Consider the following 17,324-nt stretch of genomic DNA (forward strand, 5'->3'; position numbering starts at 1 on the left):
CTGTCTACGAACCGCTACCGGTGGACGCCCGTAAAACGCTATTTCTGTTCGGGTGCAGCCTGATCCGTGCTGGCGGCGATCAGCATGGGAAGCATCGGGCTCATGGGTAGCAGCCGTTGCACCGCGGTCAGGAGCCGCGCCGTCCAGTCGGTGGTCGATGAAGGATCTTTGATGCTGTCGAGGGCCACTCCCTGACCCATGGCGACGCAGAGGCGGGCGAGGTCACGCACGCTTGCCTCCGGAAGTTCGAGGTCGTCGTCCAGCTGCGAGATCGCACCCGCAACGTGGTCCAGCATGGTTTTGTCGCGTGCAGCGAGTTCATCGTTCAGCGTCGAATTGCGTCGGGCAACCAAGGCGAGCTCGATCTTCAGCAGGGCCCAGCCGGTGTCGCTGAGTGATTGCTCGATCCAGTCCTGAAACTTTTGAACGCGATCCTCTGACGATCCTTCGGCGAGAGTGGTGCGATAGCTCTCCAGAACCTGTTCGGTGTGACGGTCGATGACCTCTAGCGCCAACGCCTCTTTGCTGGGAAAATTCGAGTACACGGCGCCGCGACTGTAACCGGCTTCTTCGGCCACCTGCTCGTTCGACGTCGCGGCGAAACCCTGTTGCAAATAGAGCTGGGTCGCAGACTCCACCAGCCGGGCCTTTGTCTGAGCCTGGGCTTCAGAACGAGTCAATCGCTTGGCCACAACCAGTGAGTCTATGCGGTCATCGACACGTGCCAGGAGAGATATCGCGAGTAACGCCGCAGCGTATCGAGGGCTGAATCCCTCATCTCGCCGGCACGGAACAGTTTTGGGTACAGTACGTAGCCAGATAGCCGCCGTCATCACAGGGATTGGAGAACGTCGTGGGACGACACAACCGGCCAGCCGTAGCCGACGATGTGCCCATCCGTACAGACTGGAGCGCCGACTTCCTGGTCGACAGCGAAGTGACCGGGGTATCGCCCGCGGTGATCGATTCCGACTCAGCGTTCTCCCCAACGCCGCCGCCCTGGTTCAGGGGCTGACCGGGCCCAGGAGCCTATTCAGGTACGCACCGCTGAACACGCCCTCGGGATCCAGCCGGGCGCGGACCTCCTGGAAGGTCCGCCATTGCGGATACCGCTCGCTGAGCTGCCCGGCGGTCAAAGTGTGTCGTTTGCCCCAGTGGGGCCGGCCGCCGAGCCCGATCAGGATGGGTTCAAGGTCGTGGAAGTAGGGCTCCCATAGCCCGTGAATGCTCTGGTGCACTGCCAGGTACACGCTCTCGCGGCCGTAGGCCGGGGCCAGCAGCGCATCATCGGCCTGGGTGAAGCGGACCTCCAGCGGGAAGGCGACTCGATGACGATTCTGTTCAATCGTGGCCAGCACGGTCTCAATCGCATCACCCGCATTTGTCAGCGGAAGCGAATACTCCATCTCCGTGAACTTCACCTTGCGGGGACTCGCGAACACCGCGGCGCTTTCATCCTGCGACTCATTCGAACCCGCGAGTTTGGCGACCAATCTGGATATGTAGGGGGCAGCCACGGGTAGGCGCCCGGCCGTCCACATCAGCGCGCCGAGTGCGCCGTTCTCTACCAGGTCGCGCTCCACCCAATGCCGCACCGGATGACTGGGCCACCGATCCTCTTGGGTGCGTGTCGACTGCAGCAGCAGAACCCGTCGTGTATGTGGAAACAAATACAGCTCAAGGTGATCGGTCTCGGCCAGCAATGTGGGCAGATCAGCCAAGACGGTGTCCAGGTCACGCACTGACTGGCGCCGGTGCAGCCGGAAGGCCGGAACACATTGCAGGGTGAGTTCGGTGACCACACCCAGTGCGCCCAATGAGATCCGCGAGGCGAGCAGCTCATCGCCGCTGTCGATCTCATGAATTACGCCGTCGGCAGTCATGATTCGCATCGACACGATGGTCTGCGAGATGTTGCCGAATCGCAGGCCCGTCCCGTGCGTTCCCGTGGCGGCGGCCCCGGCAAGGCTCTGGACGTCGATATCGCCGAGGTTCGGCAGCGCCAGCCCGCGCCGCAGCAGTTTGCGGTTCAGCTCATGCAGATTGATGCCGGCCTGGACCCGCACCCGGTCGTGTTCGTCCACTGAGATCAGTTGCCGCAGTTCGGAGATGTCGACCTGTACGCCGTCGGTGACGCACAGTTCGGTGAAGGAATGTGATGATCCGATCGGCCTCACTGTTCGTCCGGCGGAGCGTCTCAGGGCGAACGCCAGCTCGTCCTCGGACCGTGGACGTACCACAAGTCCTGGGGCGCAGGATGTTTGACCACTCCAGTTGCGCCACTGACTCATAGGAACATCATTCCCTCGCCGCGATACGTGGATACCGCACCTGCGTGTTGACCGTCTTCGACCAGCTGCAGTTCGGTGAAGTGTTCACAGAGCTCACCAGCCTTGGCATGCCGGAACCACACCGCATCGCCGATCCGTAGTTCCCGCGCACCCCGTAACGGGGTCTGTACCTCACCGGCGCCCTCGGAGGCCTCGAAGGACAAACCCGTAGGCCACGACGGGAGCGGTACGCGGCTGGCCCCGACAGGGCCGCTGGCGATGTACCCACCGCCCAGCACGGTGGCGAGCTCGGGACTCGGCTTGCGCACCACCGGCAACGCGAACGCCGCCGCGGGATCCAGCTGCAGGCTGCGATAGTTGTCGAAGAGAGCGGGAGCGAAGAAGCCCGAACCGGCCGCCAGTTCGGTGGCGAATCCCAACCCGCCGATACGGGCCAGGCTGCCGGTGCCGCCGGAGTTCACCAGTTCCAGCGGCGGCGCTCCGGCGGCACGAAGCCGCGCGCTCACCGCGTCCAGAATCCGGGGAAGGCGCTGGCCGAGATCACGCAGCGAGGAGGCCTGCATTCCGCGAACAGCCAACTGGTACCAGGGATTTCCGGGGACGATATCGCCCACACCGGCGATCTGCCCGTCATAGGCCATTACCGCGGCGAGCCGCAGACCGGGTGTAGCGCACACCAGGTCGGTGAGGGTGGCTGCCTGTTCGGGGGTGCGCACCGGTGATCGCTTGGGCCCCAGATGAACCGGCCCGTCGAGAGGCCACCACCCGGCATCGATGTCGAGACACACCGGGATCGGTGCATTCGTCTCCTGCGCGATGTCTGCCAGTAGACGGACATGGTCGGCAGAATCGATCAAGGGGCGGATGACCGAACGATGCCGCGCCGCAGTCGCCAGGGCCCCCCGATCGACACTCGGGTAGGCGATCAACAGATCGTCGACCCCGGCGTCGGCGAGGTGCACGGCCTCCGCTGGGGTGAAGGCGAGCACCCCGCGAAAACCCGGTATTTCCAGGAATTTCCGGATCAATGCGGTGCTGCGTATGGACTTACTGGCCACCCTGATGGGTAAGCCGGAGGCGGCGGCGACCAACGACGCGGCGTTGGCCCGGGCCGCGTCCATATCGACCGCGGCCAGCGGTGCGGGTGCCCCCCGTAGTGCCGTGGCCAGCCGCCGTACCGACATCAGGCAGGAACCACGACAACGCCGTCATGGTCGGCGTAACAGATCGCACCCGGCGTGAAGTCGATACCGCCGAAGTTGACGACGATATCGCGTTCTCCGGCACCGGTTTTGGTGCCCTTGCGGGGGTTGGTGCCGAGAGCCTTGATGCCGATGTCCATGGTGGCCAGGGCGGCACTGTCGCGCACCACCCCGTTGATCACCAGACCCGACCAGCCGCTGTCGACGGCGATCCCCGCGATGATGTCGCCCACGAGCGCGCAGTGCAGCGAGCCGCCACCGTCGATGACCAGTACACCACCTGAACCCGGTTCCGACAGAATCGATTTCAGCAGCGCGTTGTCATGGTGGCAGCGCACTGTGGTGATGACTCCGGCGAATACCGGACGCCCACCGAACTGGCTGAGCTGAAGATCGCAACTGGCCATATCGATGCCCAGCTCGTCTCCCAGGTCGGCGGTCGGTTGGGGGGTGATTGGTGCGGTCGTCATACCCCAAGCCTATTCGTCAGTCCCCACAGCTGGGTCTCCGCATAGGCGATTACGACATCGCGCAGCCACTGCGCCAGACCCGGCTCGGCACCTTCGTAGTAGGCACGGGCTGGACGCCCTCAAGCCCATTTTCGACACGGTCGGGCCACGCGGATCAGTCCGATTCGACGGAGTCCTCGCGGCGACGCCTCCGCCGCAGTAACAACAGGACAAAAATCGCGAATGCGGCCCCGACCGCGATCTTGAGGTTCGGCGCTTGCCGGCCTGCTTCGGGTGCGGGGCCGGGAATCGGTGGTGGGGCGGAATCGACGGTCGACTTCGCCTGGGCGGCAGTCTCCCGGGCCGCCGCCGCGAGATCGGGCTGAGCCGGTTCGGGTGCGGGTGCAGGCTTGGGAGCTTCGACGACCGGCTCGGGAGTGGGCTCAGGCTTGAGTTCCGGTTCAGGCGCGGGTGCGGGCTTCGGCACCGGTGGCGCGGCAGGCTTGGGTGCCGGTGCCTCGGCGGGCTTGGCCTGCTTGACGGGCTTCGACGCGGCCGGCGGCTTCGGGGCCGGGGCAGCACCGGACTCGGGTTCGGCCTTGGGGCCCGACTTCGGCGGCGCCGTCGAGCCGGCGGGTCGTTTGGCAGGTGCGCGTTTGGCCGCCGGTCGCTTCGCGGCCTTCGCGGGACGGGCCGGGGCCGCGGGCTTAGGTGCCTCGCCGCTAGCGGGCGTCTCCGGTGTCTGGTTGGGCTCGTTAGCCGAATTGTCCTGGTCCGCCATGCGCCTGCTCCTTCGCAAGTTTCGGTCGTCCTGGGTGTTCGTGGCGCGCTCGCGGCCACGATGGGCGGCTCACACCCGAATCTCTGCCGCCCCGCCGTTGTCCATCATGCCGTCACACCGGAAAAAGGCCAGTCGTCCCCCTGCCGGTCTACGACTGACGACGCTGAGTCCAGATGAGTGCCGCACCCACAGAGACCACCACAGCCACCACAAACGGCCACATAGGAAGGTCGCCGTCGGTCGGATTCGCCGAAGGCACGGGAGCCGAGGAACTTGTGCCCGACGGCTGCTGCGACACCGCCGGCGCGCCAGCGGAGGCCGGTGCACCCGAGCCGGTGACGGTGAACTGCCAGGATCCGTCGACCGGGTGGCCGTCCTCGGAGATCACCCGAAAGTTCACTGCGTACTTTCCGGCAGGCGCGCCCGGCTTCACCCCGACCGAGATCGTCGCACCGGCCACCACTGGATCGCCTGCCTGCCACTGATCGGTCTTGGCGTCCGGCCCGATGATCGTCATCGCGGAGAAGCGCTTCTGCAACGGCTCGTTGAAGGTGGCGCTGACCTGGGCGGGAGGCCCGGATAGCACGGCATTCTCGGCGGGATCGGAAGACACCTTGACGGCGTGCGCCGCAGCCACACCCGGCAACGCCAGGCCCAGCGCCAACGCGATGAAGGCCGACAAGAACACGGACACGGACTTACGTAGAACAGACATCACTGTTGCCTCCGTCGATTTGTCACCGCAAGCACGAGCGCGACCGCACCAAGGATCAGACCGATCCCGCCGAACCAGCGGGCCGTCTTGTCCGGATGCCCCGCGTTCTGCGCGGAATCATGGGTTGCGGACACCTGCGGTGCGTGGGCCGAGTGTCCGTCGTGGTCGGCCTTGCTCTGCGTCAGGTCGAGGGTGGGCGCAGGGTGCTCCGGCTCGGCACCGCCGGGCTGAGCTTGCTCATCCCACCTGACGACCTGACCGTCGGCATAGGTCTGCGTCGCCGGGAAGGCGACCGACTCGGTCTCGGGGAGTTTGACGCGCACCCGGAACAAGGCGAACTGGTCGGGCCCGATCCCGTTGCCCGGGACGGCCTTCCAGGTCACCGCCCTGACTGTGCCCTTGGCGGCGTCCCGATCCACGGAACTGGTCCAGCCGGGCAGCAGCTCGGTGCTCGCCGAGCCCACGTCCGGCAGCTGGACGGTCAGTTCGGTGGTCAGCGCCTTGTTCTGGGACTCGTTGGGAACCGAGAACTCCAGCGTTGCGTAGCCACCGCGAGCGGTGTTGTCTGCCGTCACGCGCACATGGGCGGAGGCCGGAACGGCAAGCGCCAATAGCGCGGCGGCTGCCGCGGCTGACGCTGTCGCCAAGCGGGGGAGCACGCGCATCGGTTACCTCACCCCGAGTCGGGCAAGTAGGTCGGCGTCGATGCCGTCGAGCTCACGGGCGATCGCGGCATGGGCTGCGCGGCGGCGGGTCGGCGGCATGTGCTCGGAAGCCCCCACCGCAGTACCGAGCTCCTCCAGCCGGGCACGGACGGCCGAGGTGAACTTCTTGGTCTCCGCGTCCTTGGGCGCCCGGTCGAGCACGGCCTGCAGCGACTGCTCGGCGCCGGCGATACGAGCTGACAACTCCGCCCCGAACCCCGAGTACTGGCCAAGCTCCGCCAGCGGTATCCCGAGGCGGTCGGCGCGGCGTTGATCCAACACGCCACGGACCGCGATCGCGCCCTTGTACAACACCGGTAGCAGCACCGGGGCCAGCAGCCGCACCACCGTGAGCGTGCGCCTGATCCGGGTGGGTGAGAGCAGCTTGCCCTCACGCACCGCCCGGAGCTGATCCTGGGCGATCTGCCGCTGGGCCTTCAACGTCGCCAGCTCTGTCTTGCGTGAGTCACGCCGGGCGGCGGATTCAGAGCGCGCTTGCATGTGCATCCGTCGCCGGTCGTTACGCGCCGCCAAGCGGGCTTCGAGCTTGGCTTTCGCCTTCAGCGCCCGAGCCTCGGCGCGTTTGGTCGAGCGGCTCTTGCGGCTGGTGAGAAAACCCATCCCAGCGGCCTCCGTTCATCGCGTTGCGAGTGTGGCGCTAACCCTAGCGCGCCGACCTGCGCTGGCCCCCTGCGGATAGGGCGGCGTATTTAGGTGGTCGCGCCGCGTGCTGCAAAGGTTCCCCGCGGCCCCCAGCGAATTCCAGGCAGCAATCATTTAGGGGGCTCATGGGCAACATGAGGTGAAAGAGCCCACAATGCGTCACAGATATTTGACCTGCGAGCAAATCACCGGCATGCTGTTCGCCGTGGGGCGACATCGTGCAAAACCGAGCGGGCGGAGCCAGCAGCTGAAGCGTGCCTCGGCGCGTGCTGCTGTGGTGACGGTGCTCAGCTCGGGGACGCTCATGGGGGGCTTCGGAGTATTCGCCATCTCGACGCCGGCCGCGGACGCAAAACCCGGCGGCGGATCAGGTGGCGACAACGACCACGACCACGGCTTGGGTGGTGCGATCCACAAGATCACCGGTGGCCTGCTCGGCGGCGGATCCGGTGGCGGCGGTGGGCCGGGCAGCGGTGGCACGCGCAGCGCGCCCTCGTCTCCGAGCTTCGGTAAAAGCCTGCATGGTGGCTCCGGATCGGAAAGCGCGGCGGGCAGCAGCAATAGCGGTAGCAGCGACGCGTCCAAGGGCGACAAGAGCAAGGACAAGGGTCCCGGAGCCAATGTTCCGAAGCCGGGATCTGCGGGCTCGAGCGGTAACTCCTCCGACCATGCCTCCGGTAACTCCGGCTCGAGCACCGTCGGTGGCGCCGCTTCCAGCACCAACGGTTCCGGTTCGAGCACCAGCACTTCTGGTAGTACCTCGGGTGTGGGAATCGGTGGGGGCACCGGGATAACGCTGCCGCATTCCGGTGGTGCTGCGGGTGTCCATACCCCGAACGCAGAGGCCCCTTCGACTGAAAACCCTAGTGGCACAACAACTCACACCGAAGAGTCGCCGACCTTAAAGGGCGCTTTGGGCTCTGTCGCGGGCGCGATGGCCCCCAAGACGCAGACCGCCACGACACCCAAGGCCGACACCGCGACCTCGCCGCACAACGCGACGGCACCGGGCGCGACTGCCGACACACCGGCTCCCGGCGTCACACACACCGAGCACGAGACATCGGCTGAGGAGCCCAAGGTTCCCGGCGTCACCCTCAACGTGGGTGGGCGCACCATCATCATCTGGAAGAAGAAGCCGAGCACCTCGACGCACACGCCCGGCGCCGGCGGCGGATCGAATCACGAGCACGAAACCGACGACCACGATCACGTGATCACCCTGCCGGGGCTCCCCAACATAGGTGGCACCCCGAACCCCGCCACCCCGTCGTTCGGTGGCGCGGCCGGAACCCGGACACCGGGCGGAAACCCAGGTATCCACACCGGACCCATCGCTCCGCCCACCGTGCCCACGCCCAAGGCTCCTGCGGTCGCCATCGCTGCGCCGCCCGCGCCACCGGTTATCGCCCCGCTGGCGCCTGTCGTACCTCCTGCGCCTCCGGTTGTCACCATCAAGCAGGCCGAAGGGGGCCGCGGTGGCGACGCCATCGTGACCGCCGGCGGGACCAAGCAACCCGAGGCGGTCACCAAGCCGATCGAGCAGTTCGTCGCGGCCGAGACCATCGCGCCGCGTACCGGTTACGGCGACTACCTTCGACTGACGAAGACTTCCGAGATCGCCGCGGTGGCCATTCCGGGTGCCGTGGGCATCGCGATGATGACCTTCGTGGGAGGCGCCATCGGATACCGGCAAGCCAAGGCCGGGCATACCGTGCGTGCCTCCGCTGCCGCCCGCTTCCTGGAATAGGGGAGAATCGATACAGCACCCCGTGAGGGGTCTGTCCGGGAAGGCACACGGTGAGGGGAGACACACATGGGCGCAGGCCGTCGTGTGACCGATGCCGTCAGTGCTGTGCTCGACCTCGCCCCGCGTAAGGGTGAGGTGACACTGACGGCCCTCGTCGAGGCCGTTGGTCGTGATCGGGACCGGTCCATCGAGATCATCTCGGCTGATCTGCCGCCCGGGGTATGCGGTCAATGGCGCCAGTACGAGAACGAAGACATCTTCATCATCCAGCGTGGCCTACCCACCTGGGACCGGACCCTGGCCCATGAACTCGGACATGTGGTGTTGCGGCACGAGGGCATCTCGGTGGTTGAAATGGCCAGGGACGAAGCCGAATTCGCCAGCGATGACCTCATCGCGTACATGCTTTCTCAGCGCACCGGCTGCATGGGGGCGGCCGGGATGGAGGCCGAACAAGAGGCCGAGGACTTCGCGGCGCTGCTGCTGTACCGGCTTGGCCGACTGCCATCTGATCGCGCATCCATTGTTCAGGTGAGGCTCGGGGAGGCCTTTGGGTGATCGCCTGGGTGATTGCCGGGCTGCTGGGGATGGCGACGGGTTTGCGCATCGGGTGGGTGCTCGTCCACAAACAATCCCCGGTGAGCACCGGCATGATTGTTGCGTTGGGGAGCCTGGCACTTGTATCGGCACTGAACTGGGAGCCGCTGACGATTCTTGTGGACAGCTCGGTGGGCTGGCCAAACATTTCGGTGGCTGTGAGCCAAGCCGCGCTGACGGCCTGCGCGGCGGGCAGCTGCGTGATGATCACCAGTATGTCCGCGAACCGCACCGCGGCAGACAACAGGCGATGGGCGCGCTGGCAATACCTGGCCGCAACCGTGATCGCCGGCGCCAGCCTCGCCGTGTTCTTCTCTCGTGGGCCACAGCCCGAGATGACACCGCGCGAGTTTCTGAAGCACGATCTTGGCGGATTCGCCTCTGGCACAGCCTGGCTCATCCCGATGCTGTACATCGCCGTGGCGCTCTCGGTGGTCTTGTGGGCGGGTATGGCCTACTCGAATCGCAGCCGCCGTGGTCGTGCCTTGTTCCTTTTCACCGTCGGGATCAGCCTGCTGGTATTGGCCGTCTTGGTGGTCGCGGGCGTGGCTGTGGCCCAGTCGGAGTACGTGACGATCGGGACCGCGGCCACTTTGATCGGATGTGCGATGGCGATGGTGGCGGTGGGATCGCTGTTGCCGACCTTCGAGACCTGGCTGGTTGCTCGCCGCGAAATGTTCGTACTGGCACCGCTATACAAGGACCTGAAGAAGCGGCAGCCGGATGCGGCGATCGGAGTGCGGCCCCGTGGCCCGCTCGCCTTCCAGGTCGCAGATCGCATGGCGTACATCTCCGACGCACTCTTCCTGGAAGCGATGCACGCCCAGGGGCTTGACCCAGAGGCGGAGAGTGACGGCGATATCGAGCTCGGTGTGGACCCGGCCAAGCTCGACGTACCGCCCGAAGTGCAGGCACATGCGGTAGTGAAATGGGTTCTTACCGAAGGTGATCCGGAGGAAAACTTCCCGGGCACGGAATGGCTACACCAGCCTGACGGATACTCCGATCGCGAATGGATTCTCGCGATCGCCACTGAGTACCGCAGACTGGTGCATGCCGAACGTCGTTCTTAAGTTGTACATCGCCGTCCCCCTGTGCGTACTCCGCCGGCTCGAATGAGCGGTGAACGCCAAACTGACCGGTCCTTCCCCGAGTGGACCGGCCAGGCGAGCGGCGGACTAGCTGTCGAGACCCTCTTTGCGACGGTATTCGTCGACGGCCTGCGTGATGCGGTCCTGCGCCTCGACGGACAGACCCACGGTGCGGGCCGCAATCCGGCGGACGCCCTCGTCGCGCATGTTGGCGAGCCAGGTCAGTTCCTGATCCAGCTTCTCGTAGTACTCGTCGTCGGTGAAGTACGCCGGCTTGATCCGGAAGAAGTTCGCGAGTGCCTTCATGGTCGCCGACGAAGGGTTGGTGCGGTTACCCGATCGCAGCTGCGACAGGTACGGCGCGGACATCGTGATGCCCTCGGAACGCAGGGCCGCGATCACCTCGGCAGAGGTGTGGGGGCCGCGTCCGGGCGGATACACGGTGTCGAACAACCGATTCAGACGTGCGGTGAACGTGGTGCTCATCGAGCCTTACCTCCACAAACAGATAAAGTTGCTAATTCGGGGGACGTATTTGCTGCCCATCGTAACCTTAATTTTGCCTGGAGCCAAGCGCAACCATCAAGTTCGCCCACGGTGGACATAGTGTTCGGTTATCCAAACCTGCTAGCTCAGGCACATCTGTGCAGCGTCCAATATTCGGGACGATCTGGGAATCTTCGTTCTCAGGCAAAGGATTGATAAATCCCCAGGGCGACGACTCGGGGACTCCACCGCGGGCTGTGTGGAGAAGCGGCATTCGTTTCCTAAGTCGGCCGGACACAGGGCCCGGCGGTATAACCTGCTTCGTTGCTACTGACACCGACGCCGCGCTTTCTCGGCGCATGCCTCGCTGACCTGGCCCGATGTCATGCCCGTGACGATAACGGCAGCTTGCGATTATGGTGTGAATCGCCGCGCAGTCGTAACGTTTAAATACTGGAACATCGACCGCAAGTGTGGTCGTCAACAGGGCGTCCCCTCTGACCAGCGGTAAATCCGCGACTGCGAACTGTGAGCAAGATCACAGCAACCTAGGGTGCCGGGGGGCGGTCACTGCCCCGCGATGAAACCCTTCGGTGCTGTCGCGGATCCCTCAGGATCGGACTCTCGGCGGCTGTCGTCACCGTTCGTCGCGAGCAGACCTGGCGGAACGGCCCGGCGTGGCGAAGTGCCCGGCGTAATCAAGACCGCGCTAGCGCACACCCTGCCCGCCGAAGACCCGCACCACGCGCCGGTGGACCGATGGTCGCTGGTAGGGGTGACCGCGGCCCGCGCTGTCGAGGCACCGGGCCTGTCTGTAAGGAATACGGAAATGGTCGCCAGGAAGAGGAAAGAACTCGCATGGGTGGTCGCTGGTTCGGCATGGTCGTTTGCGCCGTTCTCGCGTACCCCGGCCGATTAACGGCGCCGGTAAGCGCCGAACACGTGTGGAAGGCGGGGCGCTCAGAGCTCGTGGCCCCGTGAACGCGGCTGGCGGCCACGCAGAGGCCATGAACTCCTGTCGGATATCTCCCCCTGTCACGACACCGCTGAACACGAGCAGCGGGGCGCACAACTCAAGGCCGGACACCACTTCGGGACTGCCGTGGGCATGCCGTCAAACGCCGTCAGTTCTTCGGCGATCCGCTGGCGTCTGGCGCAGCCCGATTTGGAAAACTCCACCAGGCGCGTGCCTTTCGGTTGTATAAGGCCGTTTCGTGACCTCTTGCCAGGAAGCCGAATTTCCTCAATTCCCTTATGCCGCAAGCAGCATTGCCAAAACGGCCGTATCCGGGTCGCTGATGGGGTCGATGCCCACTCGGCTCACCACCGATGTCACCGTGCCATCCGACTCGGCCTCGACCCAGGCGGCGCGGTGCTCCAGGCCCAGGTGCGGCAATCCCGGGAGGAGAAGGCAACCGGATGCCGCGCCAAGGCATTCGGGCAGTGTCGGGTTGGTTTCCGACGGTGGGTGGAGCATCAGCAACGCGGGTGGCTGGTGTTCCGCAAAACGCCCGGGTGTCACGGCGGACTCTCCGAGAACCGTTCCTTCGGCGATGACCAGTCCGACCATGCCGGGCGCGGGATCGTCGGGCAAGTCTTCGCGAGCGCCAAAAATCGTTGTGGTGGAAAGTAATCCAGGCAGCGTGGCGATGCGCACGGTCACGATCAGTAGCTGCATCCATTCCTTGGTGGAATCCGGCCAGCGGCCGCACACCACAAATCCTCTGAGTGATCCGCCCGCATGGAAGGGCGCGATCTCGATCGGCTGATCGGAACTGGTTGCCATATCTGCCACGCTCGCAATCACTCTGACATCACAATCCACATCGCGCGACGCTGCTCTTTCCAGAGTTACCATGCGCGGAGTCGGCCCGCAATCGCTAGCGGACACGCCGGAAACACACTTGGGCCCCGGATCTGTAACAAACCCGGGGCCCAAGCGAAACAGCAAGATCAGCCGAAGATCAGACCTGATGTCTTCGTAGTTGCCGCGGTGTAGCGGTCCTGCACGTCGGCCCAGTTGACCACGTTCCAGAACGCCTTGACGTAGTCCGCCTTGACGTTCTTGTACTGCAGGTAGAAGGCGTGCTCCCACATGTCGACCTGAAGCAGCGGGATGATGCCCAGCGGGACATTGGCCTGCTGGTCGTACAGCTGGAAGGTCAGCAGCTTCTGCCCCAGGCTGTCGTAACCGAGTACGGCCCAGCCCGAGCCCTGCAGGCCGTTGGCCGCGGCGGTGAACTGTGCCTGGAACTTGTCGAACGAGCCGAACTGGTCGTCGATGGCGGCGGCCAGATCGCCGGTGGGCTTATCGCCGCCGTTGGGCGACAGGTTCTTCCACCAGATGGAGTGGTTCACGTGGCCACCGAGGTGGAAGGCCAGGTTCTTCTCGTTGAGGAAGATCGCGGCGTGGTCGCCCTTCTCGCGAGCCTCTTCCAACTTGGCGACAGCGGAATTGACACCCGCGACGTAGGCCGCGTGGTGCTTACTGTGGTGCAGCTCGTTGATCTGTCCCGAGATGTGGGGCTCCAGCGCTCCGTAGTCGTAGTCCAAATCGGGCAGTGTGTACTCAGCCACGAGATTCCTTTCGGCTTGCTTCGTATCCGCGTGTGTGCAGATCCATTCAATGAGAAGACACGGCCAAACCGGTTTCACCGGATGCGCCGGCCTACCGATTCAACCCTGCTCTATTGCGCAACGCGTCGCAAGGACGCACGCATCCTCAATTGGTTACCCAATGTTGGTCGGATGAAACCGGGTGTCGAATATCCCGGCTAGATCAGGATGAGAATCGCGAGGCCGGCCGCGAGGATGACGGCGATGACTAGCGCGCGGAATGCCGCGACACGATAGGACGTGTTGTAGCAGCGAGGTGTCAGCTGCCAGCCGGAAGTGGACATCGACTCATGTCCTGCCGACTGTGCCGTCATCGCTGCCCTCCTGCTCACATTGCAACTACCCTCGCGGTGAGATGAGTCACATCACCTCGCGTGTGACGGTCATCATAGCTCCAAATCGCGATGCGCGAAAATTCACCCTGCGTGTACCTGGAAACCCCAGCTAGACCAGCAAATTGGCTGGGTGCCACGGCGTAGCATGGAACCCATGGCTTCTTGGGTAGATAACGTTCGCGATCAGATCCTGGGACGGCTCGAGGAAGGGCTTAAACCGGGGAAGGCGGCAATCGTTGAAGAGGGTGCGGCCCTGCCGGGGCGTGCCACCCCGATTCGGGTGTCCGGTGTCCATTTCGTCAACGGGCACACGATCGTGCCGCCCTTTCCCGAGGGGCTGGAGACCGCTGTGTTCGGGGAGGGCTGTTTCTGGGGTGCCGAGCGTGGGTTCTGGAGCCTGCCCGGTGTCTATTCGACGGCCGTCGGCTACGCCGGGGGTTACACGCCCAATCCGACCTACGAAGAGGTGTGCTCGGGACAGACCGGTCACTCCGAGGTCGTGCTGGTGGTGTTCGACCCCCGCCAGGTGACCTACGAACAGCTGTTGGTGCAGTTCTGGGAGAGTCACGACCCGACCCAGGGCATGCGGCAAGGCAATGATCGCGGCACGCAGTACCGCTCGGTCGTCTACACGACCAGTGAGAGCCAGGCGGCACAGGCCGCCGCGAGTGCCGCACGGTACGGCGCCGCCCTTGCCGAGGCCGGGTATGGCGCTGTCACCACGGAGATTGCTCCGTTGGACGGCCCGCTGGGGGATTCGGGGGCCGCTTCCCGGACCTTCTTCTATGCCGAGGAGTACCACCAGCAGTACCTGGCGAAGAACCCGAACGGATACTGCGGCCTAGGTGGGACATCGGTGTCCTGCCCCATCGGACTGGACGTACCGCCCGGCGGTCCCGCGCAGGCGTGAGCTATCCCACGGCAGCGACCATGAATTCGCTAACTATGCACAGGCGGTGCTACGGTTCCCCGTCACCAGCCCTGCTGAGCGCCGCTACAAAGTCCTGGCCAGCGCAAATGCAAATGAGCAGCATGTGGTTTGTGGATCAACCTGTGGATACTGTGGATAAGCCGACATTGCTGTGGCGTGCGTCACACTGCGAAAAGTTGCAGGCGCGGCAGGTGTCATACCGATCGAGCGACAGGAATGGACGATGAGCTTCCCCTCGGGTGATGAGGTTCCACAGGTCGGAATCGACGAGATCTCGGCCGCGCTGGATCTTGGTGTCAAGTTGCTTGACGTCCGTGAGGACGACGAGTGGGCGGCGGGGCATATCGACGGCGCGCAACATATACCGCTCGGCGATGTGCCCTCTCGGATGGACGAGCTGGATCCGGACGCTCCGCTGTGGGTGATCTGCCATGCGGGTGGGCGCTCTCAGCGCGCAGCCGCCTATCTGAACCGCAACGGATTCGATGTCAGCAACGTCTCTGGCGGAATGTTGGCCTGGGTACAGGCAGGTAAACCCACAATCAGCTGAGCGCCTGGCGACCAACCTCGTGGGTTGGTGTCTGTGTACTACTCGCTGCCGATTGCCCTCTCAGGCCGTTACGCTGGACGAATGATCCAGGTGTGCTCCCGCTGCGGTACCCAGTGGAACGTGCGTGAGCAGCGTCGATACTGGTGCCCGCGGTGTCGGGGCACGCTACTTGAGCCGGGCATGACCGCACCGGCGCGCCATGCCGCGCCGGTTTCGCGTCCGCCCGCTGTTGCGCAGCCATCGGGTGGCAAGTACTGGGTTCCGCCCGCCGCGCAGGGGCCCGTGGCAACACCCGCCGGCCGTCCGCCGGCGCGTCCGACACGGCTGCCCGCGGGATATCGATGGATTGCCGTGCGCCCTGGCTCGCCCCCGACCGCCACCCGTCGCCGCCGTCCGCTCGGGCCGACGCCGCGCTACGCGTACATCCCGCGCTGGGGTCTGGTCGACCACATCGAACCGGCGGGATCCTCACGCCAAGGGATAGCCGGGGGTCGTGTCCCCAGCCGGGTGCTCGAAAGGCTCCTGCTGGCCACAATCATCACCCTGGCAATCGTTTCGTGTGCACATTTTCTTCGATATGCGTTGATGGTTTACAACCGCGGAGCACTGATTCCCAGGTTCGTCGCCAGCACGTCGAACGGGCTAGTGCTCTTCAGCGTGGCGCTCGCCTTCGCGGTGATGGTGGCGACCGCGTGGTTCCTCACCGAGTGGATGATCGCGCGTCGGGCCGAAACCTACCGTGACCTGGGATTTGAGGATCCGCGGGCGCGCTGGGAGATCCGCGTGGGGTGTCTGCTGCCGATCGTGAACATCGTCGGCGTACCCCTGCTGCTGCTGGAGCTCGCCAAGATAGAGAACCGCTGGTACCGGCAATACCGAAACATCGTGTGGTGGTCGGTTCTGTGGGGCCTGACCTGGCTGCTGGTGCTGGTGACCTGGGTGGCCCGTGACTCGGTCACTGTGCAGGGAGTGGCGGACAACGCGCTGTTCACCGCGATCGACTACGCGATCGCAGCGGTAGCGGTCTGGTCCCTTCGGCGTGTGTACGACGGCTTCACCGCGCCAGAAGGGCATCACCGGGCGGTGCGCTGGCTGGCGGTGGAGTCGCCGCAAGGGCCAGTGCCGATCGACGCCGATCAACCCGATGTGCCGGCGACACGCGAGGACAATTCCGGCGCTGCGGTTGAACGGACGGGGCAGGAACCGGCAGCATTGGAGCGTGACCGAGTCGCCGGAGCCTGGTGATGGGGAGGACCCTCAGCTCGTGCAAGGAGCCGACGAGATAGACGGCAGGGCCGAGCGTCACCCGTTCGTCGTCGCGCACCGGGGTGCGTCGGCGGATCGGCCCGAGCACACTCTTGCCGCATACGAGCTCGCCCTCGAAGAGGGCGCTGACGGTGTGGAATGCGATGTTCGCCTCACTCGCGACGGACAACTGGTCTGCGTCCACGACCGCAGGGTGGATCGCACGTCCAACGGGACCGGATTGGTCAGTGAGATGACACTGAGCCAGCTGCGCGCGTTGGACTTCGGAGGATGGCACCCCGGCGGAGCGGAGGCCGGACCGAGCACCGGGCTGCTGACCCTCGAGGAGCTGGTCTCGCTGGTGCTCGACTGGAACCGCCCGGTGAAACTATTCATCGAAACCAAACATCCGGTCCGCTATGGATCGTTGGTGGAAAACAAGGTGCTGGCGTTGTTGCACCGGTTCGGCATCGCCGCACCGGCGTCAGCGGATATGTCGCGGGCAGTCGTTATGTCGTTCTCTGCCGCGGCGGTATGGCGTATCCGTCGCGCGGCGCCCATGCTGCCGACCGTGCTCCTGGGCGAGACGTCGCGATATCTGGGAGGCAGTGCCGCGACCACCGTGGGAGCCACCGCGGTGGGGCCATCCATCGCCACCTTGCGCGAGCACCCGGAACTGGTCGACCGGGCTGCGGCGCAGGGGCGAGCCACCTACTGCTGGACCGTCGACCATTACGAAGACGTCGAATTCTGCCGGAGCATAGGTGTCGCCTGGATAGCCACCAACCATCCCGGCCGCACCAAAGCATGGTTGCAGCGAGGGCTCACCGGTACCGCGCTGTAGTTGAATTTCTGTCATTAACCCCCATTTGCTACACGGGTCAGGCCCATAATCACGTTTGTGGCTGGTGACACGTC

The 17,324-nt window shown here is 64.9% G+C and carries 20 protein-coding genes; 8 read left to right on the forward strand and 12 right to left on the reverse strand.

Annotated elements, in window-relative coordinates:
- Window positions 1-38: 38 nt before the first annotated feature.
- The 8 genes from HBA99_RS00525 to HBA99_RS00560 form a co-directional block, all read right to left on the reverse strand.
- A complete protein-coding gene (locus tag HBA99_RS00525) occupies window positions 39-692 on the reverse strand; it encodes a TetR/AcrR family transcriptional regulator (RefSeq protein ID WP_057969530.1) in 654 nt (217 codons plus the stop codon).
- A 312-nt stretch (window positions 693-1,004) separates the two neighbouring features.
- Window positions 1,005-2,291: a D-arabinono-1,4-lactone oxidase gene (locus HBA99_RS00530; protein ID WP_070951722.1), complete on the reverse strand. Its 1,287-nt coding sequence runs from the start codon at window positions 2,289-2,291 to the stop codon at window positions 1,005-1,007.
- A complete protein-coding gene (locus tag HBA99_RS00535; RefSeq protein ID WP_070951721.1) occupies window positions 2,288-3,475 on the reverse strand; it encodes an amino acid deaminase/aldolase in 1,188 nt (395 codons plus the stop codon). Before HBA99_RS00535 ends, HBA99_RS00530 begins: the two co-directional genes overlap by 4 nt.
- A complete protein-coding gene (rraA, locus tag HBA99_RS00540; RefSeq protein WP_070951720.1) occupies window positions 3,475-3,963 on the reverse strand; it encodes a ribonuclease E activity regulator RraA in 489 nt (162 codons plus the stop codon). Before rraA ends, HBA99_RS00535 begins: the two co-directional genes overlap by 1 nt.
- Before the next feature lie 154 nt (window positions 3,964-4,117).
- Entirely contained in the window at window positions 4,118-4,723 is a 606-nt protein-coding gene (locus HBA99_RS00545; protein ID WP_070951719.1) for a hypothetical protein, read from the reverse strand.
- 148 nt (window positions 4,724-4,871) lie between these two features.
- Window positions 4,872-5,438, reverse strand: coding sequence for a copper resistance CopC family protein (locus HBA99_RS00550; protein WP_030096175.1), 567 nt, complete (start codon window positions 5,436-5,438; stop codon window positions 4,872-4,874).
- Window positions 5,438-6,103 carry a YcnI family copper-binding membrane protein gene (locus tag HBA99_RS00555; protein ID WP_070931818.1) on the reverse strand — a complete coding sequence of 222 codons (666 nt, stop codon included), beginning with the start codon at window positions 6,101-6,103 and terminating at the stop codon, window positions 5,438-5,440. Before HBA99_RS00555 ends, HBA99_RS00550 begins: the two co-directional genes overlap by 1 nt.
- 3 nt (window positions 6,104-6,106) lie before the next feature.
- Window positions 6,107-6,763, reverse strand: a complete 657-nt coding sequence (locus HBA99_RS00560) for a DUF6474 family protein (protein WP_046252090.1) — start codon at window positions 6,761-6,763, stop codon at window positions 6,107-6,109.
- A gap of 316 nt (window positions 6,764-7,079) precedes the next feature.
- On the opposite strand from HBA99_RS00560, the gene HBA99_RS00565 reads away from it, so the two are divergent.
- The 3 genes from HBA99_RS00565 (at window position 7,080) to HBA99_RS00575 (ending at window position 10,225) form a co-directional block, all read left to right on the forward strand.
- A complete protein-coding gene (locus tag HBA99_RS00565) occupies window positions 7,080-8,555 on the forward strand; it encodes a hypothetical protein (protein ID WP_070952372.1) in 1,476 nt (491 codons plus the stop codon).
- Window positions 8,556-8,621: 66 nt separating this feature from the next.
- A complete protein-coding gene (locus HBA99_RS00570; RefSeq protein WP_030096171.1) occupies window positions 8,622-9,113 on the forward strand; it encodes a M48 family metalloprotease in 492 nt (163 codons plus the stop codon).
- Window positions 9,110-10,225, forward strand: a complete 1,116-nt coding sequence (locus HBA99_RS00575; protein ID WP_070951718.1) for a hypothetical protein — start codon at window positions 9,110-9,112, stop codon at window positions 10,223-10,225. The genes HBA99_RS00570 and HBA99_RS00575 overlap by 4 nt, the downstream gene beginning before the upstream one ends.
- Window positions 10,226-10,330: 105 nt before the next feature.
- Here the strand turns inward: HBA99_RS00575 and HBA99_RS00580 are convergent, their stop codons facing one another.
- The gene (locus HBA99_RS00580) at window positions 10,331-10,729 is read right to left on the reverse strand and encodes a secretion protein EspR (protein ID WP_030096169.1); all 399 of its coding nucleotides are present in this window, start codon (window positions 10,727-10,729) and stop codon (window positions 10,331-10,333) included.
- Between the two features lie 685 nt (window positions 10,730-11,414).
- Here HBA99_RS00580 and HBA99_RS00585 point away from each other — a divergent pair.
- Window positions 11,415-11,648 (forward strand): hypothetical protein, encoded by a 234-nt coding sequence (locus HBA99_RS00585; protein WP_199252993.1) that lies wholly within the window; start codon window positions 11,415-11,417, stop codon window positions 11,646-11,648.
- Between the two features lie 333 nt (window positions 11,649-11,981).
- Here the strand turns inward: HBA99_RS00585 and HBA99_RS00590 are convergent, their stop codons facing one another.
- The 3 genes from HBA99_RS00590 to HBA99_RS00600 form a co-directional block, all read right to left on the reverse strand.
- Window positions 11,982-12,515, reverse strand: a complete 534-nt coding sequence (locus HBA99_RS00590) for a hypothetical protein (RefSeq protein ID WP_030096168.1) — start codon at window positions 12,513-12,515, stop codon at window positions 11,982-11,984.
- Between the two features lie 167 nt (window positions 12,516-12,682).
- Window positions 12,683-13,306 carry a superoxide dismutase gene (locus HBA99_RS00595; RefSeq protein ID WP_030096167.1) on the reverse strand — a complete coding sequence of 208 codons (624 nt, stop codon included), beginning with the start codon at window positions 13,304-13,306 and terminating at the stop codon, window positions 12,683-12,685.
- A gap of 197 nt (window positions 13,307-13,503) precedes the next feature.
- Window positions 13,504-13,659, reverse strand: a complete 156-nt coding sequence (locus HBA99_RS00600; protein ID WP_101312434.1) for a hypothetical protein — start codon at window positions 13,657-13,659, stop codon at window positions 13,504-13,506.
- A gap of 175 nt (window positions 13,660-13,834) precedes the next feature.
- Here HBA99_RS00600 and msrA point away from each other — a divergent pair, with 175 nt between their 5' ends.
- From msrA to HBA99_RS00620, 4 genes are all read left to right on the forward strand, one after another.
- Window positions 13,835-14,590, forward strand: coding sequence for a peptide-methionine (S)-S-oxide reductase MsrA (gene msrA, locus HBA99_RS00605; protein ID WP_081343009.1), 756 nt, complete (start codon window positions 13,835-13,837; stop codon window positions 14,588-14,590).
- 244 nt (window positions 14,591-14,834) lie between these two features.
- Complete coding sequence (locus HBA99_RS00610; RefSeq protein ID WP_030096165.1) at window positions 14,835-15,161, forward strand: rhodanese-like domain-containing protein; 327 nt, start codon at window positions 14,835-14,837, stop codon at window positions 15,159-15,161.
- Window positions 15,162-15,341: 180 nt separating this feature from the next.
- The gene (locus HBA99_RS00615; RefSeq protein ID WP_234798062.1) at window positions 15,342-16,406 is read left to right on the forward strand and encodes a DUF4328 domain-containing protein; all 1,065 of its coding nucleotides are present in this window, start codon (window positions 15,342-15,344) and stop codon (window positions 16,404-16,406) included.
- On the forward strand, window positions 16,381-17,250 hold the full coding sequence (locus HBA99_RS00620; protein ID WP_096498345.1) for a glycerophosphodiester phosphodiesterase: 870 nt from the start codon (window positions 16,381-16,383) through the stop codon (window positions 17,248-17,250). Before HBA99_RS00615 ends, HBA99_RS00620 begins: the two co-directional genes overlap by 26 nt.
- Window positions 17,251-17,324: the final 74 nt, after the last annotated feature.

The sequence above is a fragment of the Mycobacteroides chelonae genome, from assembly GCF_016767715.1.
Taxonomy (GTDB): Bacteria; Actinomycetota; Actinomycetes; order Mycobacteriales; family Mycobacteriaceae; genus Mycobacterium; species Mycobacterium gwanakae.